The following is a 25,773-nucleotide window of genomic DNA, read 5'->3' on the forward strand; positions in this document are numbered from 1 at the left end:
CAGGGCGGCGGCCTCCGCCTCGGCGGCGGCGGCTTCCAGCGCCTCGGCGCTGCGCTCGCTGGCGTCGAACAGGTCCAGATCGGGCAAAGGGCCTCGCGCCAGACGATCCTGCGGCGCCAGGCCGGCGTTGGGGTCTTCCGGCGCCAGCCGCGCCATGGCCACGGCGCGTTCGACCAGCCGGGCCTGGGTCGCCGGCGACAGGTCGGACGCCGACACCGACGCCTGACGCTGGCCGACAAACACCCGCAGGCCCAGGTCGCGCGATTCCTCGCGCTCGACATCTTCCAGCCCGCCGTTGCGCACCCCCACCGACAGGGACCGGCGGTCGGCGCTGACCGCCTCGGCCGCGTCGGCGCCGGCCTTCAGCGCCGCCTTGACGATGTCGTTGAGAAGATCGGTGGAAACGGGCGCGGCCAGGGTCTCGGTCATGCCCCGATATGGCGGACGCCCTGCTGCACCGCAACCGCGTCAGACGACGGCGAAGGCGATCAGGCCCACGGCGGCCGTCAGCAGCGCCACCCAGGTCAGCAACATCCCCACCACCCGACCCAGCGACGGCCCTGTCTGGAACAGAAGGCCCAGCGCATGGCAGATACGCCCGACCAGCAGGGTCGCGCCCACCCCGTGCACCATCCAGGCGGGCGCGCCCACGGCGGCCAGCAGCAGCATGGCGATCATGCCGGGCGTCGCATATTCCACCAGATTGCCGAAGGCGCGGCTGGCGGCCATCAGGTCGGCGTTGCCGCCGTCCCCCAGCGAAACCATGTGCCTGCGTCGTCCGCTGACCACGACGCCCGACAGCACCAGCATCATCAGGATCAGCAGGCCGCTCCACAGGGCGGCGGCCTGGATGGCGAGCATAAGGGGCGTCGTCATCGATCAGTCCTCGCGCCCGACGGGATAGAGCAGATAGTGGTCGTCATAGAAGGGCGTGCGTTCATAGAACCAGGCCAGACGCGCCTGCGGATCGGCCGCGAAGACGGGCTCGGCGGCCAGCTTGGCCTCGAAGGCGGCCTTCAGCGCCGGGTCCGCCGCCAGCATCCTTTCGGCCAGGGGCGCGATGGCGTAGGCCTCGATATATTCCACGCGGCTCATGACCTCGGGGAACATCCCCCAGGCGAAGAAGCTCTCGTTCGACTGCGGCTCCAGCAGCAGCACGACGATGTCGCCCAGCGGCTGGTCGGTCGACACCCGCACCGAACCGGGCGGATAGGTCCGGTCGCGCGTCTCGACCTCGACCGACTTGACCGAGGCCTGGACGTGGCCCTCGTTGGCGCGCGTCGCCAGCTTGGGCTCGACCAGCCGCAGCAGTGACAGGTTCACCGTGCGCGGCGCCGTTAGCGTCTCCATCTCGATCCCGTGCGCGCGCAGTCGCTCGATGATGTCGGTGCGATAGCCCGGAACCCAATAGGCGGCGGGCCGCGTCAGGGTCAGGGTCGGCTTGGAGCCATAGAAGGGCATCTGCCACAGGTCGGGGTCGGGCCGGCCCAGCCAGCGGATTTCCTTCCGGCCCGAGGCGGGGCTGTCGTACATCTCGTACAGGATGCCCTTGAACGGCCGGGTGGACGACGGCGTGTCGTCGGCCTCGAAGTTGGCGGGGATCTGCGCCGGACGCAGGGCCTCGTCCTGATCGGTCGCGGCTCGCAGACCGGCGCCCTGGTCGGCCAGCAGACGCATCGCCGCCTCGATGAAGACATAGGTGCCCAGGACCCGCTGCTCATGCGGTTTCAGACTGTGATTCTCGATCAGGATCGTCGGCACATGGGCGGCCGCGCCCCAGCCGTTCGAGAACCGCTCACCCAGGCCGCCGTCCGACAGGCCCTTCCTGGGATCGTCGTCGTCCAGGCCGAACACCAGTTCGCCGGGGATGTGGCCCTCGCGCTCCAGCGCCGCGTTCATCGCCGGTTTGAAGACCGAATCCAGCCAGGCCGAGCCGTTGGGCGAGCGGCTGAACGCTCCGTCCTCGCCATTGAAGCCGTAGGTGACGTCGTACTGGTAATCCATGCCGTCGGTGACATGGACATCGACATAGAGGTCCGGCCGGTATTTCAGGATCAAGCCGCGCACTGCCCGCATCTCGGGCTGGTCCAGCTTCAGATAGTCGCGGTTCAGGTTCTGGTTGGTCGCCGTATTGCGCCAGCCCTGGATGCGCGGCCCGCGCTGGTTGGGGCGGGAGTAGGCGGACGCCCGCTCATGCCCGTCCACGCTCAGGATCGGGATCAGGATCAGGTTCACCCGGTCCAGCAGGCCATCCTTGCCGTAAAAGGCGACGTCGCGCAGCAGCATCATGCCCGCGTCCTTGCCGTCGATCTCGCCGGGGTGGATGCCCGCCTGGATCATCAGCACAGGCTTGGCCGGATCGAAGGCAGCGCCATCCTTTGACGCGATCACCGCATAGATGGGCCGTCCCTCGGGCGATGTGCCGAACTGTTCGATGCGGATCAGGTCGCTGGCCCGATCCAGACGGTCGAACCAGGCGCGGGTATCGACGTAGTTGGGCGAAAAGTCATGGCTCGGATCGGCCTCGAACGCCGTGGCCCACGGATCGTCGCCGTCGCGCAGCAGGTCCTTCGAGGCGCCGTTCCAGGCGGGTGCGGGCGGCAGGAAGGCTTGGTCCCAAGGGGCGGCGTTGGGAAGCGTCTGGGACATGGCGGGGCTCACGCTACAGGCAAGGGCGGCCAGCAGGGCCGAGATTGCGAGATGGGATTTCATATCGGCTTTCGTGAGCCGATTGGTTCTCCCTGACAAGGTTTCAACCTCTGCCGCACCGTTCGTCGGCGCACGCACCGTGGGATCGCCGCCTCCGTCACGCGACGAAGGCGGCGCGCCTTGGTCACGCCGGCAGTTCCACGTCGCCCATCTCGTCGATGGCGCGGTTGTAGTCGTCGACGATGCTTTCGCGCTCGTAGTCCGACTTGCTCTGCTTGTAATCGCGCCAGGAGCCGACCATCGAATCGAGGCGGTCGGCGATGGAGCTGAACTCCGACTTGTTCTTGGCGTCCGAGGCCATGGCCGCCTCGGCTTCGCGCACCTTGGCCGTCGCCGCCACAAGGCCGGGCAGCAGGCGGTCGGCCTCTTCCGGCCTGTCCTCCATCACGGCGGTGGTGAAGTGGTCGGCCTTCTGCATGGCGTCGACCAGATTGGCCTCCGCCGCGTGGCCGGCCTTGTTCAGGGCCGTGATCTGGGCGGCGTTGCGGGCCCGCTGATACTCCGACAGAGCCGCATCCAGTTCGCCGATCCCGCCGACCGCGCCCTGATAGGCCGTCATCACCGCCGGGTGCGCGGCCTTGGCCTTGGCCAGACCGTCCTCGCGATAGGCGCGGGATTCGAAATAGGGGTCCAGCGTCTTCCACTGGGCCAGCAGGGCCTCCAGTTGCGGGATCAGCTTGTCCACCGCCGCGTCGGCCCGCTGGCTCTGCGCGCCGCCCGACAGGGCCTTGCCTTCCTTCAGCTTCTCGATGGCCTGTTCCAGCGTGGTGATATTCTCGGGGAAGTAGATCGAACGGCTCGCGTCGGCGGACGGAATGTCCAGTTTCTGATACTTGTCGAAGTTCTCGGGCACGCCCCAGTTCTTGTCGATCAGCTTGTTGAAGGCGTCGGTGTAGAGGCCCAGCTTCTGCTGCGTCGCCTCATTGCCCGACACGGCGGCGACCGATTGCGGGCGGCCGTCCGTCTTCTTTCCGTCGCCCTGTCCGCAGGCCGCCAGGCCCATCGTCATCGCGCAGACCAAGGCCATGGCGCTAACCGCTGTCCGAGACTTCATGGATTTTCCCTTCCGTGATGGGGCGAAGGCTCAGCCTCCGCCGGAGCGGGAAGACAACGCCACGGTCAAGGTTGGGTTCTCAGGAAACGCCGCCGTCTTGCGATAAGTTCGCAAGCCGTTGAATGGCCTTCACTTCCAGATCGGTTTCCCGTCGCCGGGCAGGCCCAGCCGGTCCCACATGTCGGACACCCGGTCGATCACGGCCTGGTCCATGCGGATCTCCTCGCCCCATTCGCGCCTGGTTTCGGGCTCCCACTTGTCGGTGGCGTCCAGACCGATCTTGGAGCCCAAGCCGCTCTCGGGCGAGGCGAAGTCCAGATAATCGATGGGGGTGGATTCGATCAGGGTGATGTCGCGCGCCGGGTCCATCTTGGTCGAGATGGCCCACATGACGTCCTTCCAGTCGCGGGCGTTTATGTCGTCGTCCACGACGATCACCCATTTGGTGTACATGAACTGGCGCAGATAGCTCCAGACGCCCAGCATCACGCGCTTGGCGTGGCCCGGATAGGCCTTCTTCATCGACACCACCGCGATCCGGTAGCTGCACCCCTCTGGCGGCAGCCAGAAGTCGACGATCTCGGGGAACTGCTGGCGCAGCAGGGGAATGAAGACCTCGTTCAGCGCTTCGCCCAGCACGCTCGGCTCGTCCGGCGGACGGCCGGTGAAGGTGGTCAGATAGATGGGGTCCTTGCGCATGGTGATGGCGCTGACCTTGAAGACCGGAAATTTCTCGACCGAGTTGTAATAGCCGGTGTGGTCGCCGTACGGGCCTTCATCCTCGAACTCGTCCAGCAGGACATGGCCCTCCAGCACGATCTCGGCCTGGGCCGGGACCATCAGCGGCACGGTGTTGCAGGGCACAAGCTCGGCCTTGGCGCCCCGCATCAGGCCCGCGAACTGATATTCCGACAGGGTGTCCGGCACCGGCGTCACGGCGGCCAGGATGGTGCCCGGATCGGCGCCCAACACAACGGCGCAGGGCAGGGGCTCGCGCTTTCCGGCCTTCTTGTGCCGGGCGTAATGCTGCGCGCCGCCCCGGTGCGCCAGCCAGCGCATGATGGCCTTGTCCTTGCCCAGCACCTGCATCCGATAGATGCCCAGGTTGAAGTCGTCCTCGCGCTCGTCCGACGGCCCCTTGGTCACCACCAGGCCCCAGGTGATCAGGGGCGCGGGCTCGCCGGGCCAGCACGACTGGACGGGCAGGCTGGTCAGATCGATCTGATCGCCCTTCAGCACCACCTCCTGCACCGGGGCCTTCCTCACCGTCTTGGGCCGCATCGACATGACGGTCTGCGCCAGCGGCAGCATCTCCATCGCGTCGCCCAGACCGCGCGGCGGCGTGGGATTGCGCAGGAAGGCCAGCAACTCCCCGACCTCGCGCAGTTCCGCCGTGGTGGTGCGCGCCTTGCCCTCCAGCGTCACCCCCATCGCCACCCGCTTCACCGTGCCGAACAGGTTGGCCAGGCAGGGGATGGGGCTGATGGTCCCATCCGGCATCACCGGCTTTTCGAACAGGACCGCCGGGCCGCCGTTCCGCAGCAGCCGGGTCTGGATTTCGGTCATCTCCAGCACGGTCGACACCGGCTCGGACACTCGCACCAGTTCGCCGTCGGCTTCCAGTTGCTGGATGAAGTCACGCAGGGATTTGTAGGCCATGCGCGGTGGCTTAGGCGGCTCTCGGCCCGCTGTCACGCGCCGTTCGCCCGAACAGCCGGTCCAGCCCCACCAACGCCATCCCCACCAGCCAGAAGAAGACCAGCAGCCCCCCGAACACGGCGATCACTCGCACCAGACCCAGCGTATCCACGTTCACGAACCCGTAGGGCCACCAGTGGGTCGCCAGTCCATGAACCAGCGTCCAGCCGCCATAAATCAGCGGAAAGGTCAGCCACTTCACCGGGTCGATCCAGCGCAGGCGACCCTTGGGCGTGAACCACAGCCAGTCCAGCACGAAGGCGACCGGCATCAGATAGTGCAGCAACAGATTGACCCCGTAGAGCAGGCCCTGCGGCTGCCAGTGCGGCGCGATCAGAAGGTGATACACCACCCCGACCACCACGATGTACATGGCCACCGCCGCCCGCACGCCCTCGCTGGCGCTCCAGCGCGCCAGCCTGCGATCGGCGTCGATCAGCGGGCCGGTGAAGGCCAGGGCGACCAGGATGTTGGTCAGGATGGTGAAATAGCTGAAATAGTTGACGGTCCGCTCAAGGACGCCCCAACCCTGGCTCGGGCCGACCATCAGAATGTACTGCAGGCCCAGGGTCGCCCAGCCCACGACCGCGAAAGTCGCCCGCCACAGTCGCGGCCGGTCCCTGTGCCTCAGCATCCGCGCCTCCGTCGTCGGTCAGGCGTCAGTCTTGTCCCATTCGAACGCCGGGTCCAGCCAGTCGCCGATCCGTTCCGCACGGTCCAGCGCATCCATGCGCTGCATCTCCTCGTCCGACAGTTTGAAGTCGAAGATGTCGAAATTCTCGCGCGCCCGGCTTTCCTTGGTCGTGCGCGGGATGGCGATGATTCCGTGCTGGATCAGCCAGCGAAGGGTGATCTGGCCGTTGGTCTTGCCATGCGCCTTGGCCAGTTCGCCGATCGTGGCGTCCTCGGCGATCTTGCCCTGGGCCAGCGGCGACCAGGCGGTGATCGACGATCCCAACTCGGCCGCCGTCGCCACCAGTTGGTCAATGCCGAGATAGGGGTGGTGTTCGACCTGATCGGTGATCAGCCGGGCCTTTGACAGGGCCTGGGCCTGACGGAATTCCTTGGACGGGAAGTTGGACAGGCCGATCGACCGGGTCAGCCCCTGGTCCCTTGCCTCGTTCAGGGCGCCCAGAGTCTCTTCGAACGACGGCGTCGTCTTGGGCCAATGCAGCAGCAACAGGTCCGGCGTCGTCCCCAGGCTGTCGGCCGATTCCTTCGCCTGTCTCAGCAGGGCGTCATGGGTGAAATGATCGACCCAAATCTTGGTGGTCAGGAAGATGTCTTCGCGCGCCACGCCGGAATCGACGATGCCCTGACCGACGGCCTTCTCGTTCTTGTAAATCCAGGCGGTGTCGATGTGGCGATAACCGATCCGCAGCGCCTCGGCGACCATCCGCCGCGCATCGTCCGGCTCAAGCTGCCAGGTGCCAAACCCCAGCAGCGGGATTTCGATTCCATCGACGGTGATCGTGGGTTGGTCGCCGTAGGCCATGCGCATCTCCTGCTGGGTCGTGTCGCCCGATATAGGGTCTGAACCCGGCTTCGCCACTGTTTCGCCTGTATTAATCCTGCGTCACCGGTTCGCCGGGGCGTGCGTGTTCGGCCTGGAACCAGTCCAGGATTTCCTCCCACAGGGGCTCCATGCCCTTTCTGAACGCCCCGTCATGGCCGATGCGTTTGACGCCGTAGTCCTCGGGCCGCCGCGACAGGATTTCAGCCGGCGCCGTGGAATAGGCGGTCAGCAGGCGCGCACCCGTCTTCGGCGTGGCGATGGGATCGTCGCTGAAGACCCACGACCGGATCGGCGCCGTCACCCGGTCGAACTGCTGCGGGTCAAGCGCGCCGTCGGCCAGCTCCTTCAGGAAATAGCTCGGCTTCAGGCACCAGCGTTTCCAGGTCTGGAACACCCCGCGCGGCAGGTCGGTCCCGCGCCACAGCCTGCCGCTGCGGATATAGCCGTATTTTTTCAGATCGTGCGGCCCCAACACCAGCCAGAACATCAGCTCGAACGGGTTGTAGGTCCGGTGGTGCGCGCCCCACCAGCCGCTGCCGACCGAGACGAAGGCGTGTCGGGCGATCTCGCCCTGGTTTGGCATGAAGCCGACGAAATGCCCCCCGACGCTGTGGCCGACGTGTAAGACGGGCAGACCGGGCGCCGCCGCCTTCAACGCCTTCAGGGCCACCGGCATGTCCAGCCGCCCCCAGTCGGGATAGTCCATCCGCCCCGCCGCCAAATCCTCGGGCCGCGACCCGCCGATGCCGCGATAGTCATAGGTCAGGACCACCGCCCCGCGCGCGGCCATCCAGCGCGCGAACCGGCCATAGAATCCGCGCGGAAAACCAGTCCCCGCCGACATCAGCACCGCCATCCGCGCCTCTTCGGGGCGGAACAGCGTCGCCTCCAGCGGCCAGCCGTCGCTGGACTTGATGATCCGATCCTCGACCCTGACCTTCACGGCGCGCCCCCAGCCTCCATGTCCGTTCTTATTGGATACGGACCATGCTGGATTTCCGTCGCGTCAGTTCAAGCGAAATGGGTCATCGGCCTCGCTCGTCGCCGATGACGATGGTCGCGGCCTTGGCGTTTTCGGCCGTCTGCAGCAGACGCAGCTGGGCCAGCTCGGGATTGTCCTTCAGCAGACGTGCCGCGTTTGCCAGGGCGCGAAGCGCCGCCTGTTCGCTACGCGCGCGCTCCAGCGCCGCCAACCCATCCAGCCGCGCGCGTTCCACATCGCTCAGCAGCCGCCGAATCTCGGGCGGCAGGGTGACGGCGGCGATCTCGACCCGCTCGATCCTTGCGGCGCCCACCGTGTCGCCCACATGGGCCGTCAGCATGTCCGCCGTCTCCGGCGCATGGACCAGCAGGGCGTTCAGCGGCGTCTCGCCCGCCAGCCGGATCAGAGCCGACTGGACCGCCAGATCGAGGCGTGGCTCGACCGGCTCGCGCAGCGAAAGCTCGGCGTTCTCGATGCGGAACAGGACCGATGCGGTCAGGCGCAGGGGCATCCGTTCCGAAGACAGGACGTCCGCCCGGATCGACCGCACCTGCTGATCCAGGCTGATCGGAACCAGCATCAGGCGGCCGTGACCCTTCCACAGGCGGTGAACCCCCGGCTCCAGCAACCGGTCGAACACGCCATCGACATAGACGGCCGTCCGCTCCCAACGGTTGACCCGCACGCGCCGGAAGGCGTTCAGCACGCCGATCACGCTGACCAGGATCACGATGGCCGTCAGGATTATGAGGTAGTCCGGCATCTCGCTCATTCTCGTCTCCTGCGACACAGACGCCAGGCGCCGTGGCGAAGGGGCGGGGGCGCGAAGCCCGCATGGCCCCTCCACGACTTGCCTTTCGGCCGGCGCCGGGCGTCCTTTGCGTTGTGACCAAACACAGGAGAGGCCGCCCCTTTGCGGCTGACCGCGCCCGTGACCGGGCGTCGCGCCGAGACGATCTCAACGGGTAAGACCCCGCCTGACCTTAGCGCGGACCGACCCGACGTCCAGCCTTCAATAGGCCAGGGCGATGCCGTCCTTGCGCATCTCGGTCGCCGCGCCATAGGTCCAGCGGCCGCCGGGATTCATCTGTTTCATCACGTTCTGATAGCCGCCGAACCCGCCGTCCGGTTCGCCCAGGGTCCAGCCCATGGCGCGCAGCTGGGCCTTGGTCGCCTCGGGCACGCCGCTTTCCAGATGCAGGACGCCGGTTCCTTCCTGCGGCTGGCCGGTCGGTTCGGACGAGCCGTAATGCTGCCAGCGCGGAGCATCGCCCGCCGCCTGGGGCTCCAGCCCATAGTCGACCATGTTGATAATGATCTGCGCCTGGCCCTGCGGCTGCATGGCGCCGCCCATGACGCCGAACGCCAGCCAAGGCTCGCCGTTCTTGACCGCGAAGCCGGGGATGATGGTCTGGAACGGGCGCTTGCCCGGCGCATAGATGTTGGGGTGGCCGTCGGTCAGGGCGAACAGTTCGCCCCGGTCCTGGAACATGAAGCCCAGCGGCTCCGACCCATTGTCCGGCGCCAGGCCCGAGCCCATGCCGCGATAGTTGGACTGGATCCAGCTGACCATCATCCCGTCGCTGTCGGCGACGCTGAAATAGGTGGTGTCGCCGTGGTGGGGGGCGTCGCCGGGCATGACGCGGTCCATCACCCGATCCGGCCGGATCAGCCTGGCCCGCTCGGCGGCATAGGCCTTGGAGTTCAGCCATTCGACTGGAGTCTTTGAGAATCGGTCGTCGGCGAACCAGCGGGCCCGGTCCTCGAACGCCAGCCGCTTGGCCTCGGCCTGGACATGCAGGGAGGCGGCGGACTGGAAGCCCATGGCCTTCAGGTCGAACTGTTCGCAGATGTTCAGGATCTGGTTGGTGGACAGCCCTTGAGTGTTCGGTCCCAGGCCGAAGACGTCCACCCCGCGATAGTTGGTCTGGATCGGCTCGACCCATTCGGTGTGGTGGGCGGCCAGGTCGGCGCGGGTCATCCAGCCGCCGATGCGCTTGAAATAGGCCTCCATCTGGTCGGCCAGCGGACCGTCATAGAAGGCGCCGCGTCCGCCCTCCGCGATCAGCCTCAGGGTCTTGCCCAGATAGGGGTTGGCGAACAGCTCGCCCACCTTGGGCGTCGCGCCGCCGGCGGCCCAGATGCGCTTTCGGTTGTCATTTTCCTCGATCGGGATTTGGCCCCGGTCGAAGGCGGCCATGTTGCGCTCCAGATAATAGGCGATGACCTGGGGCACGGGCGCGCCCTGTTCGCACAGTTCCGCGACCGGCAGCAGCACATCCTTCCACGGCAGTTTTCCATACCGCTGGTGCGCGCTCCACCAGGCGTCGACCGCGCCGGGCACATTGACCGTCACCGCCCCATAGCGGGGCAGATGGCCGTCGATGGCCCTGGACCGTGCGGTCTGAAGGCCAAGCCCGCGCGGACTGGCGCCCGATCCGTTCAGGCCCACGACCTTCTTCTGTTTCGGGTCCCACAGCATGCAATAGGCGTCGCCGCCGATACCGTTGGCCGTCGGCTCCAGAAAGCCCAGGGCCGCATTGATGGCGATGGCTGCGTCGATGGCCGATCCGCCACGACGCAGGGTGTCGATGCCGATCAGGGTGGCGGCTGGATGCGCCGTCGCCGCAGCCCCGTTCGCCCCCCAGACGGTGGAGCGGCCCATGAATTTCGGCCCCGAGATCCGGTCGCCGATGCCGACGCCGGCATAGGGGGCGGCGGGCCGGGCAGGGGCAGGGGCGGTCGCGGCGGTCGCGGGCGTCGGCTGCTGGGCCTGGGCCGTGTTCGCCGCCAGCACCCCGACGGGCAGGGCGGACAGGAAGGTGCGACGACGCATGGGCGAACTCCTTGAACAACCGATGCGTCATCAAGGCGATGCGCGGCCGATCCGGCAAGCCCCAATCGGGCGATCATGCCGCCAAAGAAAAAGGCCGCGTCCCTTTCGGAACGCGGCCCTGATCGTTTCGCCTGAGCGTGAACTCAGCTGATGTCTTCGTTCAGCAGGCCGACCTTGAAGAAGCCGTTCTCCTGCATCTTGTTCATCACTTCCATGAACTGCTTGTACTTCACTTCCGGCTGGGCCCGGACGAACACGCGCTCTTCCTGGCAGGCGCCGCCGCCCAGGGCGGTGCAGACGTCGGTGGGCAGGTTGTCGATCGAGGTTTGCTTGTCCGACAGGAACAGCTGACCGTTTTCCTGGATGGTGATGTACACCGGCTCCTTTTCCTGGGTGGGGTTCACCGGCGGCTGCGCGGGCGGCAGGTCCAGGCGGATCGAGACGGTCGCCATCGGCGCGGCGACCATGAAGATGATCATCAGCACCAGCAGAATGTCGATGAACGGCGTGATGTTGATATCCGCCGTCTGTTCGATCGTGTGCTTGTCCCCGCCGGAACCACCGAGCTTGGCAGCCATGCATCGTCTCCGTTACTCGCCGGCTGCAATCCGCGCCGGCATTTCCCTATGGATCGCTCGAAAGCTTGCTCGGTTCTTGGCGTCCCGATGCGCGCTTGTAAAGCGGTTCTAAACGATCCGACGTTCCCGAACGTCAATTATACGCGACAGTCGCCCGCCGCCGTCCGTCTCAAGCCTTCGCCAGCTTCAGAAAACGGTCCATCAGGGCAGGATCGTCCTTGAAGGCGCCGGTAAAGCGGGTGGTGATGGTCGAAACGTGCCGGTGATGCACCCCGCGGGTGGTCATGCACTGGTGTTCGGCGTCCAGCATCACCCCCACGCCGCGCGGCTGCAGATGCGATTCGATGGCGTCGATGATGTCGTTGGTCAGGGTTTCCTGATTCTGGAGCCTGCGCGCGAAGATCTCGACCACCCGCGCCAGCTTGGAGATGCCGACCACCTTTTCACCCGGCAGATAGGCGACATAGGCCTTGCCCAGGAAGGGGGCCATGTGGTGCTCGCAATGGCTCTCCACCTCGATGTCGCGCAGGATGACCATGTCGTCGTATCCGGTCACGTCCTCGAAGGTGCGGCTCAGCTCCTTGGCCGCATCGGCCTCATAGCCGTCGAACCATTCGCCGTAAGCGTCCACCACCCGCTTGGGCGTGTCGATCAGGCCCGGACGTTCGGGATTGTCACCGGCCCAGGCGATCAGGGTCCGCACCGCCTCCAGCGCCTGTTCGCGCGATGGGCGTTGAACACTGTCGTCGCTGACGAGTACGGGCTTGGCGGGGATGACGCTCATGAACTCAATCCAGAGGAAGGCAGAACAGGCTACAGCCGATCGGCTATAATTCTGAGCTTGGGCGATCAGCACTTACTGACTATCAGCGGCTATATGGGACGAAGCCTCCGTCCTGCAAGAAAACTGAAGCTGACCCGCGATGCCGCTGCACATCCACGACACCCTGCGCCGTGAAAAGCGCCTGTTCGAACCGCGCGATCCGAACCGGGTGACCCTCTATGTCTGCGGCCCCACGGTCTATGACTACGCCCACATCGGCAATGCGCGACCCCCCGTGGTGTTCGACGTGCTGGTGCGGCTGCTGCGCCGGACCTATGGCGCGGACAAGGTCACCTACGCCCGCAACGTCACGGACGTGGACGACAAGATCAATCAGAAGGCCGCGCGCGAAGGCGTGCCGATCAGCGAGGTCACGGCTCGCTACGAGGCCGCCTATCTGGCCGACATGGGTCTGTTGAACGTGTCGCCGCCCGATATCGCGCCGCATGTCACCGACTATATCCCAGCCATCGTCGATCAGATTCAGGCCATCGTCGATGCCGGCTGCGCCTATGCCGCCGAGGGGCACGTTCTGTTCGACGTCTCGTCCTACAAATCCTATGGCGCGCTGTCGGGCCGGAACCTGGACGACATGATCGCCGGCGCCCGCGTCGAGGTCGCGCCCTACAAGAAGAACCCGCACGATTTCGTGCTGTGGAAGCCGTCCAAGGCGGACGAACCGTCCTGGCCGTCGCCGTGGGGCGAGGGGCGCCCCGGTTGGCACATCGAATGCTCGGCCATGATCGAGAAGACGCTGGGCCTGCCCATCGACATCCATGGCGGCGGCATCGACCTGGTCTTCCCGCATCATGAGAACGAGATCGCGCAAGGCGTCTGCGCCCACGGCCATGCCCACGGCGATCAGGCGCACGACGAATACGCCCGCTACTGGATGCATAACGGCTTCCTTACCGTGGACGCCGAGAAAATGTCCAAGTCCGTCGGGAACGTCCTGCTGCTGCACGACCTGGTTCAGGCCATGCCGGGCGAGGTGGTCCGCTGGGCGCTGCTGAGCGCCCACTATCGCCAGCCGCTGGACTGGAACCAGGGGCTGCTGGAGCAAAGCCGCAAGAACCTGGATCGGCTTTACGGTGTTCTGCGCGACGCCGACGCGGCCCTGGCCGACTTCGACGAGGCCACGCTGGACGAGGCCGAGATGGAGCTGGCCGAGAACGCTCTGGATCCGGTGCTGGATGCGCTTGAGGACGACCTCAACACCCCGGGCGCCATCGCCCAGCTGTTCGGGCTCGGCAACGCCTTGCGCGATCTGCTGAACGACGCCGAGGCCGAAATCAACGATGTCGCCATGGCCCGCTGGAGCCTGAAGGAAGCGGCCGGCCTGCTCGGCGTCCTGTCGCTGACGCCGGACGCCTGGTTCGAAGGCGGCGATCCCGCCCTGAAGGCCGAGGTCGAGGCCCTGCTGGAACAACGCGCCAGCGCCCGCGCCGAAAAGAACTGGCCCGAGGCCGACCGTATTCGCGATCGCCTGAACACCCTGGACGTCATCGTCATGGACGGCCCCGACGGCGCCACCTGGCGGATGAAGGTCTGATCGACAACGCTTCTCCCCTCGGAGGAGAGGAACCCGCACCGTCGTCTCCTCCCCATGAAATGGGGAGGGGGACCGCGAAGCGGTGGAGGGGCTGTTGAAGCCCCACCGGCGTCTATGATGCGGCCAAGAGCCCCTCCGTCTCTCCGCAGCGCTTCGAGCCACCTCCCCGCTCCGCAGGGAGGAGACGATGCCCGCCCCACCACTTCACTTCGTCATCCTCGGCCTTGTGCCGAGGATCCATACGCTCGGTCTCAAGGTTGGGGCGTAGCGGCTGACGCAGGAGCGTCGAACCGTGGCCGGATTTACAGACTCAGCCCGCGCGCCGGATCAGTTCGTCCGCCAGCGTCGGCGTCAGATAGCCGTCGGCGATTCGGCCCGTGGCGATCTGCCAACGCCGCAGGGCCGCGCGGGTGTTGGACCCGATCACCCCGTCCACCCCTTGGGTGTCATAGCCCAGCTTGGTCAGCGCCCTTTGCGCCCCGATACGCTGGTCGCGCGACATCGACGGGTCGTTGGGCCAGGCCTTGGTCAGGCCGGGCTTGCCCATGATCCCGTCCGCCGTCAGGCCGATGGCCAGGGCGTAGCTGACCGAGTTGTTGTAGCGTCGGATCACATAGTGGTTCGGCAGGGCCAGGAAGGCCGGGCCGTTCGCCCCTTGCGGCAACAGGATGGTGGCCTCCTCCAGCGCCTCGGCGCCGTTCGGCGTTCCGCCTTGCGCCAGCCGCACGCCCTTGGCCGTCCAATAGGCCCAGTTGTGCTTGGGGCCTTCCGCCTCGGCATAGTCGAAACCGGCGGGCAGGACGACTTCATAACCCCAGCTCTGGCCGCGCTTCCATCCCGCTTGAGCCAGCAGATTGGCGGCCGAGGCCAGGGCGTCGGCGTCGTCGCCCCAGATGTCCACCTTGCCGTCGCCGTCCTGGTCCACGCCCAGGCGCAGATAGTTGTCGGGCATGAACTGGGTCTGGCCCATGGCCCCGGCCCAGCTGCCCTTCAGGCCCGACCGCTCGCGCCGGCCGTCCACCACGATGTCCAGCGCATCCTTCAACTGGCCCTCGGCCCAGTCGCGCCTGCGACCGTCATAGGCCAGGGTCGCCAGCGAACGGATGACGTCATAGTCGCCCTGCACCTGACCGAAAGCGCTTTCCTGCGCCCAGACGCCGACCAGGATTTCGCTGGGCACGCCGAAGCGCTGGACCACAGACCACGGCACGCGGTCGATTCGCTGCTTGGCCTGGGCGATCCGCACCGCGGTCACGGCGTTCTGGACATAGGCGCCGGCGGGCTTGGAGAATTCCGGCTGGTTCCGATCCAGCCGCACCACGGTCGGGTCGGGCGTCAGCCCTTCCAGCTGACGGGCGTATTCTGCGCGGCGGGCGCCGCCCTTGCGCGCCAGAAACCCCTGTTTCCAGCCCTCGAATCCCTGCTGGTCATAGGCGGCCAGCGGCGGGGTCTGCGGCGTGGGGGCGGGGGCCGTGACGGGCGCGCCCGGTTGCGGCTGGGGCTGGTGCGTCGGCAGGGGCACCTGGGGCTCCGGCAACATGGGCGCACAGGCCGACACGCAGCCGATCAGAAGAAGGCGGTAGGAAAAGCGCATGAGATTCAAACTAAAGCCCCCGGGGTCCGACGTGAAATGACATCCGCGCGAATGCCCAGTTTCACGGCGATTAAAGCGCCTGTGAGGCGAAAGCGTTGCCTTGCCGTTCGCCTATTGGCGTCATTAACCCTGTTTTTCGTCGACGCCTTAACGCCTGCGGCGTATTACCGCACCGTCCTCTGACGGCCTGATGGCGGAGTGGCGACGCAACGGGCGTGCAACCCCGTAAACCCTCCGTTCGACTCGGAGGTCAGGCCTCCATGGTTTTTGTCGTGCTATCGCGCTTCGCTCTACTTTAGTCCGTTAGGGGGAAACAGCTCGCAGAGCAGACGGGGACTGGGTTTTCTGCGGTTTCGGCCTTTGGCGGCTTGACCTTCCGAACCCCTCTCTCTATACGACCGCCTCCGCCGCGATCCGACCGGGTCAGCGGCTTTCTTATTGGTTTCTCTCAGGACGTCCGACCATGAAGGTCCGTAGCTCGCTCAAGTCCCTGAAGACCCGCCACCGCGACTGCAAGGTCGTGCGTCGCAAGGGCGTCGTCTTCGTCATCAACAAGACCGACCCGCGCTTCAAGGCGAAGCAAGGCTAAGCTGGTTCGTTTGCGCGCCGCTTCGGCGGCGTGAGCGCACGGCGTCTTGCTGACGATCCACAGGCTGCGGATTTTCATCCGCGGCCTTTTTCGTGTTCGCGGTTGTCGCGCGCCGGCCGGCATGGTTAGCGTCCGCGCCTGATTTCTGGAGTATTTCCCCATGGCTGACGACGCTTCGTTCGACGGTGGTCCCGACGTTCTCACCTCGACCGCCCAGGGCCGCCTGCGCACCATCATCGAGCGGCTGGAGCGCCTCGAAGAGGACAAACAGGCCGTCATGACCGACATGAAGGAGGTCTTCGCCGAGGCCAAGGGCGAAGGCTACGACGTCAAGATTCTGCGCAAGGTCATCCGCATCCGCAAGCAGGACAAGGCCAAGCGCCAGGAAGAGGACGCCATCCTGGACCTCTATATGTCGGCCCTGGGCGAGATCTGAGGCTGAGCCGGCTTGAAGCGAAAACCGCCGCCAAGCCCTTTTGAAGCCCAACGCAAGGCCGCTCAGCGCGCGGCCCTGAACGCCCTGAAACGCGCCCGCCGCTCGGCAGAGAAGGCGGGCGTTTCTCTGTCCGACTGGGAGGGCGAGTTCCTCGATTCGGTCGGCGAAAGGGTCAAGACCCACGGCCGCGCCTTCGCCGACCCCGAAAAAGGCGCCCCCGGTCAGGCCCTGTCCGCCATGCAGGGTCGCAAGCTGAAAGAGATCACCGCCAAGGCCAAGGGCGAGGAGCCGAAACGGTGGTGGGGGCGTAAGAAGGACCCATAATGTAATCCGTCATCCTCGGGCTTGACCCGAGGATCAGGCTGTCCGCAACTATGCGTTGATGAGTGAGCGCCGACCTTTCATCGCCACCTATATCCAGGCCAGCCGTCCGCATGGCGTGCTTTACGTGGGGATGAGCGCGAACCTGTACGAACGCGCGGGCCAGCATCGAACAGGCGCCTTCGAGGGGTTCGCCAGCCGATACGGTTGCGGTCTGTTGGTCTGGTATGAGCAGCACGAATTCGTCACGACGGCGATCCGCCGAGAGAAGGCCTTGAAACGCTGGAATCGCGTTTGGAAGCTCGAACTGATCGAACGTGTGAACCCGAACTGGGCGGACCTCTATCCTCATTTGTGCGGCTGGGCGCCTGATCCTCGGGTCAAGCCCGAGGATGACGGAGAGGGAAGTGTGGCGGCGTTCCTGAAGCGGCTTGAAGCTGGCGAATAGCCTAACCCGCCTCCTTCAACTGCCCCTCCAGCCCCTGTTCCCGGACCTTGCGGTACAGGGTCGAGCGGCCGATGCCGAGGCGTCGGGCGATCTCGCTCATATGGCCGGCATAGACCTCGATGGCGTGCTGGATCAGGTCGCGTTCGATGTCCTCCAGCGTCCGCAGATGGCCGCGGTCGTCCAGAATGCGGATGGGCTGTTCGCCGGCGGCGGCCGCCTCGGTCTGGGCGTTGGCGGCGGTTGCGGCCTGAAGGGGGCGGGTGTCGGGCAGGGGGGCGGCGACCCCGGATATGGCGGGAAAATCGTGCGGTTGCAGGAAGGGCGCGTCGGCCAGGACGATGGCGCGGAACACCGCATTCTCGAGCTGGCGCACATTGCCGGGCCAGTCGAACCCTTGCAGCAGAGCCAGGGTCTCGGGCGCGCAGCCGGCGATCCGCTTGCCTTCCTCGGCGTTGAAGCGGGCGATAAAATGCTCGACCAGGGCCGGAATGTCCTCGCGCCGTTCCCGCAGGGACGGGGCCTCGATCGGGAAGACGTTCAGGCGATAGAACAGGTCCTCGCGGAAGGCGCCGTCCTTCACCTGCTGGGCCGGGTCGCGATTGGTCGCCGAGACGATGCGCACGTCGATCTTGACCGGCCGCTTGCCGCCCACGGGATCGATCTCGCCTTCCTGCAGGGCGCGCAGCAGCTTGACCTGCATGTCCAGCGGCAGTTCGCCGATCTCGTCCAGAAACAGGGTGCCGCCGTCCGCCTCGCGAAACTTGCCCAGCGTCTTGTCGACCGCCCCGGTGAAGGCGCCCTTCTCGTGCCCGAACAGGATGGATTCGATCAGATTGGCGGGCAGGGCGCCGCAGTTGACCGCCACGAACGGCTTGCCGGCCCGGTCGCTGGCGCCGTGCAGGGCGCGGGCGATCACCTCCTTGCCCACGCCGCTCTCGCCGGTGATCAGGACGGGGATGGAGGATCTGGCGGCGCGAGCGCCCAGCGCCTTGACCATACGCATGGCGGGGCTGTCGCCCACGATGTCGTCGAAACTGGTGCGGCCCTGAGCGCGCTTGGTCAGGCGCCCGACCTCGGCCGTCAGCCGCTTCATCTGCAGGGCGTTGCGGACCCCGACCAGCAGCCGTTCCGGCCCCACCGGCTTGACGAAAAAGTCCTGGGCCCCGGCCTGCATGGCCTTGACCACCATGTCGATGCCGCCGTTGGCGGTCAGGACGATCACCGGCTCGGCGACGCCCGCGCTGCGCAGTTCGGCCAGACATTCCAGGCCCGACATCTCGGGCATCACCATGTCCAGCAGGATCAGGTCCGCCCCGCCGCCCTGGGTCATCCGGTCGATGGCCTCGCCGCCGCCGGCCGCATGGACCACGGCGTATCCGTCCCGCTCCAGCACGGCCTGGATCAGTCGGCGCTGGGTCGGATCGTCGTCGACGACCAGAATGGTCTTGGCCATGACAGGCAGCCCTTCGTCTCGGCCGCCAGAACGCAGGTGGCCCGTTTCGGGACGGTTCTAGCGGCGATGAGGTGAAAATCGCGTTGTGCGGCGTGGTGAGCGGCGGGTTAACGGCATCGGAGGTTGCGCCTGTCATCGGGCGTCCCCAGAACAGGGGCATGAACGCTCCCTTCAAGACGCCGAACGCCGACGCCCCCCTGTGGGACCTGACCGACCTCTACGCCTCGCGCGACGATGCGCGGGTCGCTGCCGATCTGGAAAAGGCCAGGGGATTGGTCGACGGCCTGAACGCCCTTCAGGGGCGGCTGGCCGCAGAGCAGGATGCGGCCGCGCTGGGCGCGCTTCTGGACCAGGCTATCGGGCTCTACGAGCAGGCGTCGGACGTGCTGGGCGCCCTGGGCGCCTACGCCTTCCTGTCGGCCTCGACCGCCCGCGACGATGCGGCGGCCCAGGGGTTCGAGGCGGATGTGCGCGAAAAGATCACCGCCATCGCCACCCCCACCGTCTGGCTGACGCTGGAGATCAATCAGATCGACGACGGGCGGCTGGAGGCGGCCCTGGGGGCCCACGACGGCGCCGCGCGCTGGCGGCCGTGGCTGCGCCGGGTGCGGGCGATGAAGCCGCACGAACTGTCGGCCGAGTTGGAGACCTTCATCGCCGAACGCGGCCCGATCACGGCCCAATGGCCGCGCCTGTTCGACGAGCAGCTGGCCGCGTTGCGGGCAAAGGCGGGAAACGAGAACTTGACCCTGGCCGAGGCGCTGAACCGCCTGTCGGACGCCAAGCCGGCGCGTCGCAAGGCCGCCGCCGAGGGCCTGTCGGAGGCGCTAGCCGCCCGCGCCCCGACCCTGGCCCTGGTGCTGAACACCGTCGCCGCCGACAAGGCGATGGAGGATCGCTGGCGCGGCTTCAAACGCCCGGCAGACAGCCGCCACCTGGGAAATGAGGTCGATGGCGAGGCCGTGGATGCGATGGCCGAGGCGGTGGCGGCCGCCTATCCGCGCCTGTCGCACCGCTATTACGCCCTGAAGGCCAAGGCGATGGGCAAGACCCGGCTGGACCACTGGGACCGCAACGCCCCCATCGAGACCACCACGCCGCGCACCTTCACCTGGAGCCAGGGACGCGAGATCGTGCTGGACAGTTTCTCGGACCTGGGCGGCGACTTCGCCGAACGGGCGGGCGGCTTCTTCGACAAGCCGTGGATCGACGGCCGGGCGCGGGCGGGCAAACAGTCCGGCGCCTACGCCCATCCCGTCACCGCCGACCGGCACCCCTATGTCTTCCTGAACTGGATGGGCGAGCGGCGCGATGTCCTGACGCTGGCCCACGAACTGGGCCACGGCGTCCACCAGACCCTGGCGGCCGATCAGGGGACGCTTCTGGCCGACACGCCGCTGACCCTGGCCGAGACGGCCTCCATCTTCGCCGAGGGGCTGACGTTCGACCGTCTGCTGGCCACGGCGCCCAAGGCCGAGCAGCGCGGTCTGCTGGCCGGACGGATCGAGGACGGGCTGAACACCGTGGTCCGCCAGATCGCCTTCCACCGTTTCGAGACCCGATTCCACGACGAGCGGCTGAAGGGCGAAGTCTCCCAGCCGCGCATCAACCAGCTGTGGCTGGAGGAGATGGGCGCCTCGCTGGGGCCGGCGGTCAAGCTGAACCCCGGCTATGAACACTGGTGGGCCTATGTCAGCCACTTCGTCCACTCGCCCTTCTACGTCTACGCCTACGCCTTCGGCGACCTGCTGGTGGCGGCCCTGATGGAGGCGCGGCGCAACGACCCGGCCGGCTTCACGCCGCTGTATCGCCAGTTGCTGGCCGGGGGCGGATCGCGCACCTATGTCGAGGCGCTGAAGCCTTTCGGCCTGGACCCGCGCGATCCGGCCTTCTGGAGCGTGGGTTGCCATCGACTGGAGCGACTGGTCGATCAGTTCGAGGCCCTGGGCTGATCGGCCGGGCTTGAGCCGCACGGTCGCGCGGGTATAGTCGCGCGCAAGGAACGACGAGGGGAAGAACGCCATGGCCGACCACGACCACACCGCCACAGGTCCTGCGGACGCCGACGCGCAGAGCTATATGCGCGGCCATATGGAGGTGCGCGAGCAGATCTCGACCTACCGCCTGTTTCTGACCCTGGCCAAATGGGGCAGCCTGGCTATCGCGGTTCTGCTGGTCTTCCTGACGCTGTGGTTCCATCCGGGCGGCAGCTTCATGGTCGCGCTTATCGGCGCTGTCGTCCTGGGCGGCGTGGGTTTCGTGGCCTTGCGCTCCAAGCCCGGCGCCGCGCACTGATTTACGGCGTGCGCCGTTCGCGCCTTCCGTGGACGGAAATCTCAGGGTCGCTGCAAGCTTTGGCATAACCGTGCTTTGACGGCCTGCGCCGGAACGGCCTAACCTTCGTTCAACCACAAGAACGAGGGGATTCGCTTGGCCGTCGCTATCGCCGTCACCCGTGAACGTCGTGAAGGCGAGACGCGCTGCGCCGTCACGCCCGAGACGGTCAAGAAGCTGATCGCCCTGGGCGCGACCGTCACGGTCGAGGCCGGAACGGGCCTGGGTTCTTCCATCGCCGATGCGGACTACGCCGCCGCCGGCGCGGTAGTGAAGCCGGACACACGCGCGGTGCTGGACGCCGCCGACATTGTGCTGAAGGTCCGCGGCCCCACGGCCCAGGAGACCAGCGCGCTGAAGCCTGGCGCCGTCGTGATCGCCATGCTGGACGCCTATCGCGACAAGGCCACGGTCGAGGCCCTGCGCGGCGCTGAGGCCACCGCCTTCGCTATGGAGTTCGTGCCCCGCATCACCCGCGCCCAGGTTATGGACGCGCTGTCGTCGCAGGCGAACCTGGCCGGATATCGCGCGGTGATCGAGGCGGCCTACGCCTATGGCAAGGGCTTTCCGATGATGATGACGGCGGCCGGCACCGTCGCCGCCGCCAAATGCTTCATCATGGGCGTGGGCGTCGCCGGGCTTCAGGCCATCGCCACTGCGCGTCGCCTGGGCGCCGTCGTGACCGCCACCGACGTGCGCCCCGCCACCAAGGAACAGGTCGAAAGCCTGGGCGCCAAATTCCTGGCCGTCGAGGACGAGGAATTCAAGAACGCCCAGACGGCGGGCGGTTACGCCAAGGAGATGTCGGCGGAATACCGCGCGCTGCAGGCGGAACTGACCGCCAGCCACATCGTCAAACAGGACGTGGTCATCACCACGGCCCTGATCCCCGGCCGCGCCGCGCCGATCCTGCTGACCGCCGAACACGTCGCCTCGATGAAGCCCGGCTCGGTCATCGTCGATCTGGCGGTCGAGGCGGGGGGCAATGTCGAAGGCTCGAAACTGAACGAGGTGGTCGTCACCCCGAACGGCGTCAGCATCGTCGGCTGGGCCAACCTGCCAGGCCGCATCGCCGCCGACGCCAGCGCCCTCTACGCCCGCAACCTGACCGCCTTCGTGGGACTGTTGCTCAAGGACGGGGTGTTGAGCGTGGATATGGAGGATGAAATCCTCAAGGCCGCAGTCGTCACCCACGGCGGGGCCGTGGTGCATGAAGTTATCAAGGGAGCAAACTGATGGAACACGTCGATCCCACCGTCTTCCGCCTGGCCATCTTCGTGCTGGCGATCTTCGTCGGCTACTATGTCGTCTGGTCGGTGACGCCTGCGCTGCACACGCCGTTGATGGCCGTGACCAATGCGATTTCCAGCGTCATCATCGTCGGCGGTCTAATCGCCGCAGCGGCCGTGTCAGGCGATGTGTCAGGCCCCAGCGCCTGGATCGCCAAGGGGGCGGGCGTGGTCGCCGTGACCCTGGCCAGCGTCAACATCTTCGGCGGCTTCATGGTCACGCGCCGCATGCTGGCCATGTACAAGAAGAAGGAGCGGCCCGCTCCCAAGGTCACGACGTGACGGAAGCCGCACAGATCGCCATCGTCGGCTCTTGGGTCGGCACCGGCATCGGTTTCGGCCTGTGGCTGTATGGATGGTTCGGGACCAAGGTTCCGATCAAGCGTCAACGGCTGCACGACTGCGGCATCGCCCTGGTCTTTTCGGCCATCCTGGTCCGCGTGGTGACGCAGGATCGGCCGCTGGGCGTCTTCGAATGGGCCATGTTCTTCATCGGCCCATTGTTCATCGCCGCCGCCCTGTGGCGGCTGGCGCGCACGTCTTAGGGGGAGGGGCGTGATGAACGCATCTTTGGCCGCATTGGCCTATCTGGTTTCCGGGGTTCTGTTCATCCTGTCGCTGCGGGGCCTGTCCAGCCCCGAGACCAGCCGTCAGGGCAACACATTCGGCATGATCGGCATGGCCCTGGCCATCGGCGTGACTCTGCTGACGCTGGGCACGACAGGGGCGCTGGACACGGTGACCCTGGCCTTGATCGCGGGCGGCGTCATCGTCGGCGGCGGGGCGGGCGCGTTGATCGCCAAGCGGGTCGCCATGACCGACATGCCGCAACTGGTCGCCGCCTTCCACAGTCTGGTCGGCATGGCCGCCTGTCTGGTCGCCATCGGCGCCATCTATGCGCCCGAGGCGTTTGGAATTCTGTCGGCGGACGGTGCGGGCATCAAGACCCTGTCGATTGTCGAACTGAGCCTGGGCGTGGCCATCGGCGCCATCACCTTCACCGGCTCTGTGATCGCCTTCGCCAAGCTGAACGGCAATATGAGCGGGGCGCCGATCATCCTGCCGGCGCGGCATCTGATCAACGTCGGCCTTGCGCTGGGTCTGGTCTTCCTGATCGGCATTCTGATCGGCACGGCTGGCGCGGCGACATGGGCCTTCTGGGGCGTCTTCCTGATCGCCCTGATCCTGGGCGCGACCCTGATCATCCCCATCGGCGGCGCCGATATGCCGGTCGTGGTGTCGATGCTGAACTCATACTCCGGCTGGGCGGCGGCGGCCCTGGGCTTTACGCTGGAGAACATCGCCCTGATCATCACCGGCGCCCTGGTCGGGTCGTCCGGCGCGATCCTGTCCTACATCATGTGCAAGGGCATGAACCGCAGCTTCGTCTCGGTCATCCTGGGCGGGTTCGGCGGCGGCGATGCGGCGGCCGGGCCCGGCGGGGCCAAGGAGACGCGCCCGGTCAAACAGGGCTCGGCCGAGGACGCGGCCTTCATCATGAAGAACGCCTCCAAGGTCATCATCGTGCCCGGCTACGGCATGGCGGTGGCTCAGGCCCAGCACGCTTTGCGTGAAATGGCCGACAAGCTGAAGGAGGAGGGGGTCGAGGTGAAATACGCCATCCACCCCGTCGCGGGCCGGATGCCGGGCCACATGAACGTGCTGCTGGCCGAAGCCAACGTCCCCTATGACGAGGTGTTCGAACTGGAAGACATCAACGCCGAGTTCGCCACCGCCGACGTCGCCTTCGTCATCGGCGCCAACGACGTGACCAACCCGGCGGCCAAGACCGACCCGACCAGCGCCATCTACGGCATGCCGATCCTGGACGTGGAAAAGGCCGGAACCGTGCTGTTCATCAAGCGTGGCATGGCGGCGGGCTATGCGGGCGTCGAGAACGAGTTGTTCTTCCGCGACAACACCATGATGCTGTTCGCCGACGCCAAGAAGATGGTCGAAGGAATCGTGAAGGGGCTGTGAAGGCTTCGCTTCCCAAGCTCGTGGTTTTTGCGGCCGTTTTCGCCGTCGCCGCCTGTTCCGCGATGATGAAGCTGACGATTTCCGGCGGATTGGAACGACCCGTGGTGCGATTCGATGACGGCCGCGAGGCCTGCGTCGATTACCTGGACGTCCGCGATGTCGCCGCGCCCGGGCGTTCCCTGTGGACCTTGCGCGCCGTCGGCGTGCGATGCGCGATGGTTGGACACATCGTGTATGGCGAGACGCCACGTGGATTTATGGTCGAGACGCCGCCGACGCCTTTGAGCGCCGACGCATCCTATGAGATTTTGGGCATGGGTTTGACGACCAACCTGATGTCGAAGGTCCCCTGGTCCGGCGGACTACGTATCCAGTATCGCGACGGGAGATGGCGTGAAGCGTCGGTCGCCCGAGGGGCACCCGGAACGTAGCAGTCCCGCCGTTCAAGCCCCCTATCGCAACGCTTTCAGACCCGATATCACGCGCTCGTGAAGACGGCCGGACATCAGCGATTTGAAGCCTTGGACTCCCTGCGCGGGGTTTGCGCCATCCTGGTGGTTATGTTCCATATGCCGGTGGCCAGCCACTGGCGGGACTGGGGGTTCATCCAGCACGCCTATCTGTTCGTGGACTATTTCTTCGTGCTGTCGGGCTTCGTCATCGCCCATGCCTATGCCGAGCGATTGAAGTCGGGGCGGGATGCGGGGCGGTTCATGGTGCGGCGGTTCGGGCGCATCTGGCCGCTGCATCTGCTGATGCTGGGCGCCTTCGTGGGGTTGGAGCTGGCGCGGCTGGCCTTTCATTTCGACGGGGCGGCGCCGTTCACGCGCGATCGCTCGGTCGAGGCCATCTTCACCAATCTGGCGCTGATCCAGGCCTGGCACGTCCACCCCTATCTGACCTGGAACGGGCCGGCCTGGACGCTGAGCGCGGAGTGGGCCTGCTATCTGATCTTCGCCGGACTGGTGCTGATCGCGCCAAGGCGGTTCCGCTGGATCGGCCTGGTCCTGGCGGTCATCGGCGGCCTGATGGTCCTGGCCTACGCCCGCCGCTGGATGAACACGACGTTCGACTTCGCCGTGCCGCGCGCCGTCTATGGCTTCTTCCTGGGCTGTCTGCTGCAGGGCGTATGGACCCGTATTCCCCGCCTGAAGGGCGCGGCGGCCACAGGGCTGGAGGTCGCGGCCATCGTCGCAGCCTGTGTCTTCATCGGTTGGGCGACGGGGCCGATCACGGTGGCCGTCACCCTGGTCTTCGTCGGGCTGGTCTGGGTGTTCGCGGGTGAGAACGGGGCGCTGTCACGCCTGCTGGATCGGCCGGCGCTGGTGACGCTGGGGCGATGGTCCTTCGCGATCTATATGGTCCATATGTTCATTCTGACGGTCATGCTGATCGTCGGGCGAAAGCTGGACTGGCTGCCGAACGGGCGGCGGATCGATTTCGGCTCGGTGTGGCTGAACGACCTGTTCGCCATCGCCATGTTCGGCCTGATCGTCGCGGTCGCCGTCGTCGCGCATCGGCTGGTGGAACAGCCGGCCCAGCGGATGATCGACCGCTGGACCAAACCCAGGACGGCCTGAT

27 protein-coding genes and 1 tRNA gene are annotated in these 25,773 nt (G+C 66.5%); 14 read left to right on the forward strand and 14 right to left on the reverse strand.

What is annotated here, in order from left to right:
- The 12 genes from RTU05_RS06035 to folE all read right to left on the reverse strand — a co-directional run.
- A partial coding sequence (locus RTU05_RS06035) for a PmbA/TldA family metallopeptidase (protein ID WP_312596561.1) occupies positions 1-429 on the reverse strand: 429 nt, incomplete at its 3' end.
- A gap of 39 nt (positions 430-468) precedes the next feature.
- Positions 469-876: an MAPEG family protein gene (locus RTU05_RS06040; protein WP_312596562.1), complete on the reverse strand. Its 408-nt coding sequence runs from the start codon at positions 874-876 to the stop codon at positions 469-471.
- A gap of 3 nt (positions 877-879) precedes the next feature.
- Positions 880-2,649: a M14 family metallopeptidase gene (locus tag RTU05_RS06045; protein ID WP_312596563.1), complete on the reverse strand. Its 1,770-nt coding sequence runs from the start codon at positions 2,647-2,649 to the stop codon at positions 880-882.
- Between the two features lie 184 nt (positions 2,650-2,833).
- Positions 2,834-3,736: a DUF3829 domain-containing protein gene (locus RTU05_RS06050; protein WP_312596564.1), complete on the reverse strand. Its 903-nt coding sequence runs from the start codon at positions 3,734-3,736 to the stop codon at positions 2,834-2,836.
- A gap of 156 nt (positions 3,737-3,892) precedes the next feature.
- Entirely contained in the window at positions 3,893-5,422 is a 1,530-nt protein-coding gene (locus RTU05_RS06055) for a UbiD family decarboxylase (RefSeq protein WP_312596565.1), read from the reverse strand.
- A gap of 10 nt (positions 5,423-5,432) precedes the next feature.
- Entirely contained in the window at positions 5,433-6,095 is a 663-nt protein-coding gene (locus RTU05_RS06060; protein ID WP_312596566.1) for a Pr6Pr family membrane protein, read from the reverse strand.
- Between the two features lie 18 nt (positions 6,096-6,113).
- Complete coding sequence (locus RTU05_RS06065) at positions 6,114-6,956, reverse strand: aldo/keto reductase (protein WP_312596568.1); 843 nt, start codon at positions 6,954-6,956, stop codon at positions 6,114-6,116.
- Positions 6,957-7,026: 70 nt separating this feature from the next.
- Complete coding sequence (locus RTU05_RS06070; protein WP_312596570.1) at positions 7,027-7,920, reverse strand: serine aminopeptidase domain-containing protein; 894 nt, start codon at positions 7,918-7,920, stop codon at positions 7,027-7,029.
- An 82-nt stretch (positions 7,921-8,002) separates the two neighbouring features.
- Entirely contained in the window at positions 8,003-8,731 is a 729-nt protein-coding gene (locus tag RTU05_RS06075; protein ID WP_312596572.1) for an SPFH domain-containing protein, read from the reverse strand.
- A gap of 240 nt (positions 8,732-8,971) precedes the next feature.
- On the reverse strand, positions 8,972-10,795 hold the full coding sequence (locus RTU05_RS06080; RefSeq protein ID WP_312596574.1) for a gamma-glutamyltransferase family protein: 1,824 nt from the start codon (positions 10,793-10,795) through the stop codon (positions 8,972-8,974).
- A 143-nt stretch (positions 10,796-10,938) separates the two neighbouring features.
- The gene (locus RTU05_RS06085) at positions 10,939-11,373 is read right to left on the reverse strand and encodes a biopolymer transporter ExbD (RefSeq protein ID WP_248118864.1); all 435 of its coding nucleotides are present in this window, start codon (positions 11,371-11,373) and stop codon (positions 10,939-10,941) included.
- A gap of 169 nt (positions 11,374-11,542) precedes the next feature.
- The gene (folE, locus tag RTU05_RS06090) at positions 11,543-12,157 is read right to left on the reverse strand and encodes a GTP cyclohydrolase I FolE (protein WP_312596576.1); all 615 of its coding nucleotides are present in this window, start codon (positions 12,155-12,157) and stop codon (positions 11,543-11,545) included.
- Positions 12,158-12,296: 139 nt separating this feature from the next.
- Between folE and cysS the strand changes: the two genes are divergently transcribed.
- Positions 12,297-13,748 (forward strand): cysteine--tRNA ligase, encoded by a 1,452-nt coding sequence (gene cysS / locus RTU05_RS06095; protein ID WP_312596578.1) that lies wholly within the window; start codon positions 12,297-12,299, stop codon positions 13,746-13,748.
- Positions 13,749-14,058: 310 nt separating this feature from the next.
- Here cysS and RTU05_RS06100 read toward each other — a convergent pair whose 3' ends face one another.
- The gene (locus RTU05_RS06100; protein WP_312596580.1) at positions 14,059-15,342 is read right to left on the reverse strand and encodes a lytic murein transglycosylase; all 1,284 of its coding nucleotides are present in this window, start codon (positions 15,340-15,342) and stop codon (positions 14,059-14,061) included.
- A gap of 184 nt (positions 15,343-15,526) precedes the next feature.
- Here RTU05_RS06100 and RTU05_RS06105 point away from each other — a divergent pair.
- From RTU05_RS06105 to RTU05_RS06125, 5 genes are all read left to right on the forward strand, one after another.
- Positions 15,527-15,603, forward strand: a tRNA-Ala gene (locus tag RTU05_RS06105).
- 202 nt (positions 15,604-15,805) lie between these two features.
- On the forward strand, positions 15,806-15,931 hold the full coding sequence (gene ykgO, locus RTU05_RS06110; RefSeq protein ID WP_008263184.1) for a type B 50S ribosomal protein L36: 126 nt from the start codon (positions 15,806-15,808) through the stop codon (positions 15,929-15,931).
- Between the two features lie 160 nt (positions 15,932-16,091).
- Entirely contained in the window at positions 16,092-16,367 is a 276-nt protein-coding gene (locus tag RTU05_RS06115; RefSeq protein ID WP_248118868.1) for a DUF2312 domain-containing protein, read from the forward strand.
- Between the two features lie 12 nt (positions 16,368-16,379).
- Complete coding sequence (locus RTU05_RS06120) at positions 16,380-16,691, forward strand: hypothetical protein (RefSeq protein ID WP_312596582.1); 312 nt, start codon at positions 16,380-16,382, stop codon at positions 16,689-16,691.
- Positions 16,692-16,749: 58 nt separating this feature from the next.
- Positions 16,750-17,136 carry a GIY-YIG nuclease family protein gene (locus tag RTU05_RS06125; protein WP_312596584.1) on the forward strand — a complete coding sequence of 129 codons (387 nt, stop codon included), beginning with the start codon at positions 16,750-16,752 and terminating at the stop codon, positions 17,134-17,136.
- 1 nt (position 17,137) lies between these two features.
- On the opposite strand, the gene RTU05_RS06130 is transcribed toward RTU05_RS06125, so the two are convergent.
- Positions 17,138-18,589 carry a sigma-54 dependent transcriptional regulator gene (locus RTU05_RS06130; protein WP_312596586.1) on the reverse strand — a complete coding sequence of 484 codons (1,452 nt, stop codon included), beginning with the start codon at positions 18,587-18,589 and terminating at the stop codon, positions 17,138-17,140.
- Positions 18,590-18,747: 158 nt separating this feature from the next.
- On the opposite strand from RTU05_RS06130, the gene RTU05_RS06135 reads away from it, so the two are divergent.
- The 8 genes from RTU05_RS06135 (at position 18,748) to RTU05_RS06170 (ending at position 25,772) form a co-directional block, all read left to right on the forward strand.
- Complete coding sequence (locus tag RTU05_RS06135; protein WP_312596588.1) at positions 18,748-20,541, forward strand: M3 family oligoendopeptidase; 1,794 nt, start codon at positions 18,748-18,750, stop codon at positions 20,539-20,541.
- A gap of 70 nt (positions 20,542-20,611) precedes the next feature.
- On the forward strand, positions 20,612-20,884 hold the full coding sequence (locus RTU05_RS06140) for an aa3-type cytochrome c oxidase subunit IV (protein WP_312596590.1): 273 nt from the start codon (positions 20,612-20,614) through the stop codon (positions 20,882-20,884).
- Between the two features lie 135 nt (positions 20,885-21,019).
- Positions 21,020-22,159, forward strand: a complete 1,140-nt coding sequence (locus tag RTU05_RS06145) for a Re/Si-specific NAD(P)(+) transhydrogenase subunit alpha (RefSeq protein WP_312596592.1) — start codon at positions 21,020-21,022, stop codon at positions 22,157-22,159.
- On the forward strand, positions 22,159-22,494 hold the full coding sequence (locus RTU05_RS06150) for an NAD(P) transhydrogenase subunit alpha (protein ID WP_292046768.1): 336 nt from the start codon (positions 22,159-22,161) through the stop codon (positions 22,492-22,494). Before RTU05_RS06145 ends, RTU05_RS06150 begins: the two co-directional genes overlap by 1 nt.
- Entirely contained in the window at positions 22,491-22,757 is a 267-nt protein-coding gene (locus RTU05_RS06155; protein ID WP_312596594.1) for a hypothetical protein, read from the forward strand. The genes RTU05_RS06150 and RTU05_RS06155 overlap by 4 nt, the downstream gene beginning before the upstream one ends.
- Positions 22,758-22,770: 13 nt before the next feature.
- Positions 22,771-24,192: an NAD(P)(+) transhydrogenase (Re/Si-specific) subunit beta gene (locus RTU05_RS06160; protein ID WP_312596596.1), complete on the forward strand. Its 1,422-nt coding sequence runs from the start codon at positions 22,771-22,773 to the stop codon at positions 24,190-24,192.
- Positions 24,189-24,623: a hypothetical protein gene (locus RTU05_RS06165; RefSeq protein WP_312596598.1), complete on the forward strand. Its 435-nt coding sequence runs from the start codon at positions 24,189-24,191 to the stop codon at positions 24,621-24,623. Before RTU05_RS06160 ends, RTU05_RS06165 begins: the two co-directional genes overlap by 4 nt.
- Positions 24,624-24,713: 90 nt before the next feature.
- On the forward strand, positions 24,714-25,772 hold the full coding sequence (locus RTU05_RS06170; protein WP_312596600.1) for an acyltransferase: 1,059 nt from the start codon (positions 24,714-24,716) through the stop codon (positions 25,770-25,772).
- Position 25,773 lies beyond the last annotated feature (1 nt).

The organism is Brevundimonas sp., from assembly GCF_032017145.1.
In the GTDB taxonomy this organism is placed as follows: domain Bacteria; phylum Pseudomonadota; class Alphaproteobacteria; order Caulobacterales; family Caulobacteraceae; genus Brevundimonas.

What these genes read in the sequence shown, in the direction of transcription:
- RTU05_RS06100 (WP_312596580.1), bottom strand. Translation starts at nt 15,342, where the DNA reads ATGCGCTTTTCCTACCGCCTTCTTCTGATCGGCTGCGTGTCGGCCTGT.
- RTU05_RS06125 (WP_312596584.1), top strand. Translation starts at nt 16,750, where the DNA reads ATGAGTGAGCGCCGACCTTTCATCGCCACCTATATCCAGGCCAGCCGT.
- RTU05_RS06040 (WP_312596562.1), bottom strand. Translation starts at nt 876, where the DNA reads ATGACGACGCCCCTTATGCTCGCCATCCAGGCCGCCGCCCTGTGGAGC.
- folE (WP_312596576.1), bottom strand. Translation starts at nt 12,157, where the DNA reads ATGAGCGTCATCCCCGCCAAGCCCGTACTCGTCAGCGACGACAGTGTT.
- RTU05_RS06150 (WP_292046768.1), top strand. Translation starts at nt 22,159, where the DNA reads ATGGAACACGTCGATCCCACCGTCTTCCGCCTGGCCATCTTCGTGCTG.
- RTU05_RS06050 (WP_312596564.1), bottom strand. Translation starts at nt 3,736, where the DNA reads ATGGCCTTGGTCTGCGCGATGACGATGGGCCTGGCGGCCTGCGGACAG.
- RTU05_RS06160 (WP_312596596.1), top strand. Translation starts at nt 22,771, where the DNA reads ATGAACGCATCTTTGGCCGCATTGGCCTATCTGGTTTCCGGGGTTCTG.
- cysS (WP_312596578.1), top strand. Translation starts at nt 12,297, where the DNA reads ATGCCGCTGCACATCCACGACACCCTGCGCCGTGAAAAGCGCCTGTTC.
- RTU05_RS06115 (WP_248118868.1), top strand. Translation starts at nt 16,092, where the DNA reads ATGGCTGACGACGCTTCGTTCGACGGTGGTCCCGACGTTCTCACCTCG.
- RTU05_RS06055 (WP_312596565.1), bottom strand. Translation starts at nt 5,422, where the DNA reads ATGGCCTACAAATCCCTGCGTGACTTCATCCAGCAACTGGAAGCCGAC.
- RTU05_RS06130 (WP_312596586.1), bottom strand. Translation starts at nt 18,589, where the DNA reads ATGGCCAAGACCATTCTGGTCGTCGACGACGATCCGACCCAGCGCCGA.
- RTU05_RS06075 (WP_312596572.1), bottom strand. Translation starts at nt 8,731, where the DNA reads ATGAGCGAGATGCCGGACTACCTCATAATCCTGACGGCCATCGTGATC.
- RTU05_RS06140 (WP_312596590.1), top strand. Translation starts at nt 20,612, where the DNA reads ATGGCCGACCACGACCACACCGCCACAGGTCCTGCGGACGCCGACGCG.
- RTU05_RS06060 (WP_312596566.1), bottom strand. Translation starts at nt 6,095, where the DNA reads ATGCTGAGGCACAGGGACCGGCCGCGACTGTGGCGGGCGACTTTCGCG.
- RTU05_RS06080 (WP_312596574.1), bottom strand. Translation starts at nt 10,795, where the DNA reads ATGCGTCGTCGCACCTTCCTGTCCGCCCTGCCCGTCGGGGTGCTGGCG.
- RTU05_RS06135 (WP_312596588.1), top strand. Translation starts at nt 18,748, where the DNA reads ATGAACGCTCCCTTCAAGACGCCGAACGCCGACGCCCCCCTGTGGGAC.
- ykgO (WP_008263184.1), top strand. Translation starts at nt 15,806, where the DNA reads ATGAAGGTCCGTAGCTCGCTCAAGTCCCTGAAGACCCGCCACCGCGAC.
- RTU05_RS06065 (WP_312596568.1), bottom strand. Translation starts at nt 6,956, where the DNA reads ATGGCCTACGGCGACCAACCCACGATCACCGTCGATGGAATCGAAATC.
- RTU05_RS06085 (WP_248118864.1), bottom strand. Translation starts at nt 11,373, where the DNA reads ATGGCTGCCAAGCTCGGTGGTTCCGGCGGGGACAAGCACACGATCGAA.
- RTU05_RS06045 (WP_312596563.1), bottom strand. Translation starts at nt 2,649, where the DNA reads ATGTCCCAGACGCTTCCCAACGCCGCCCCTTGGGACCAAGCCTTCCTG.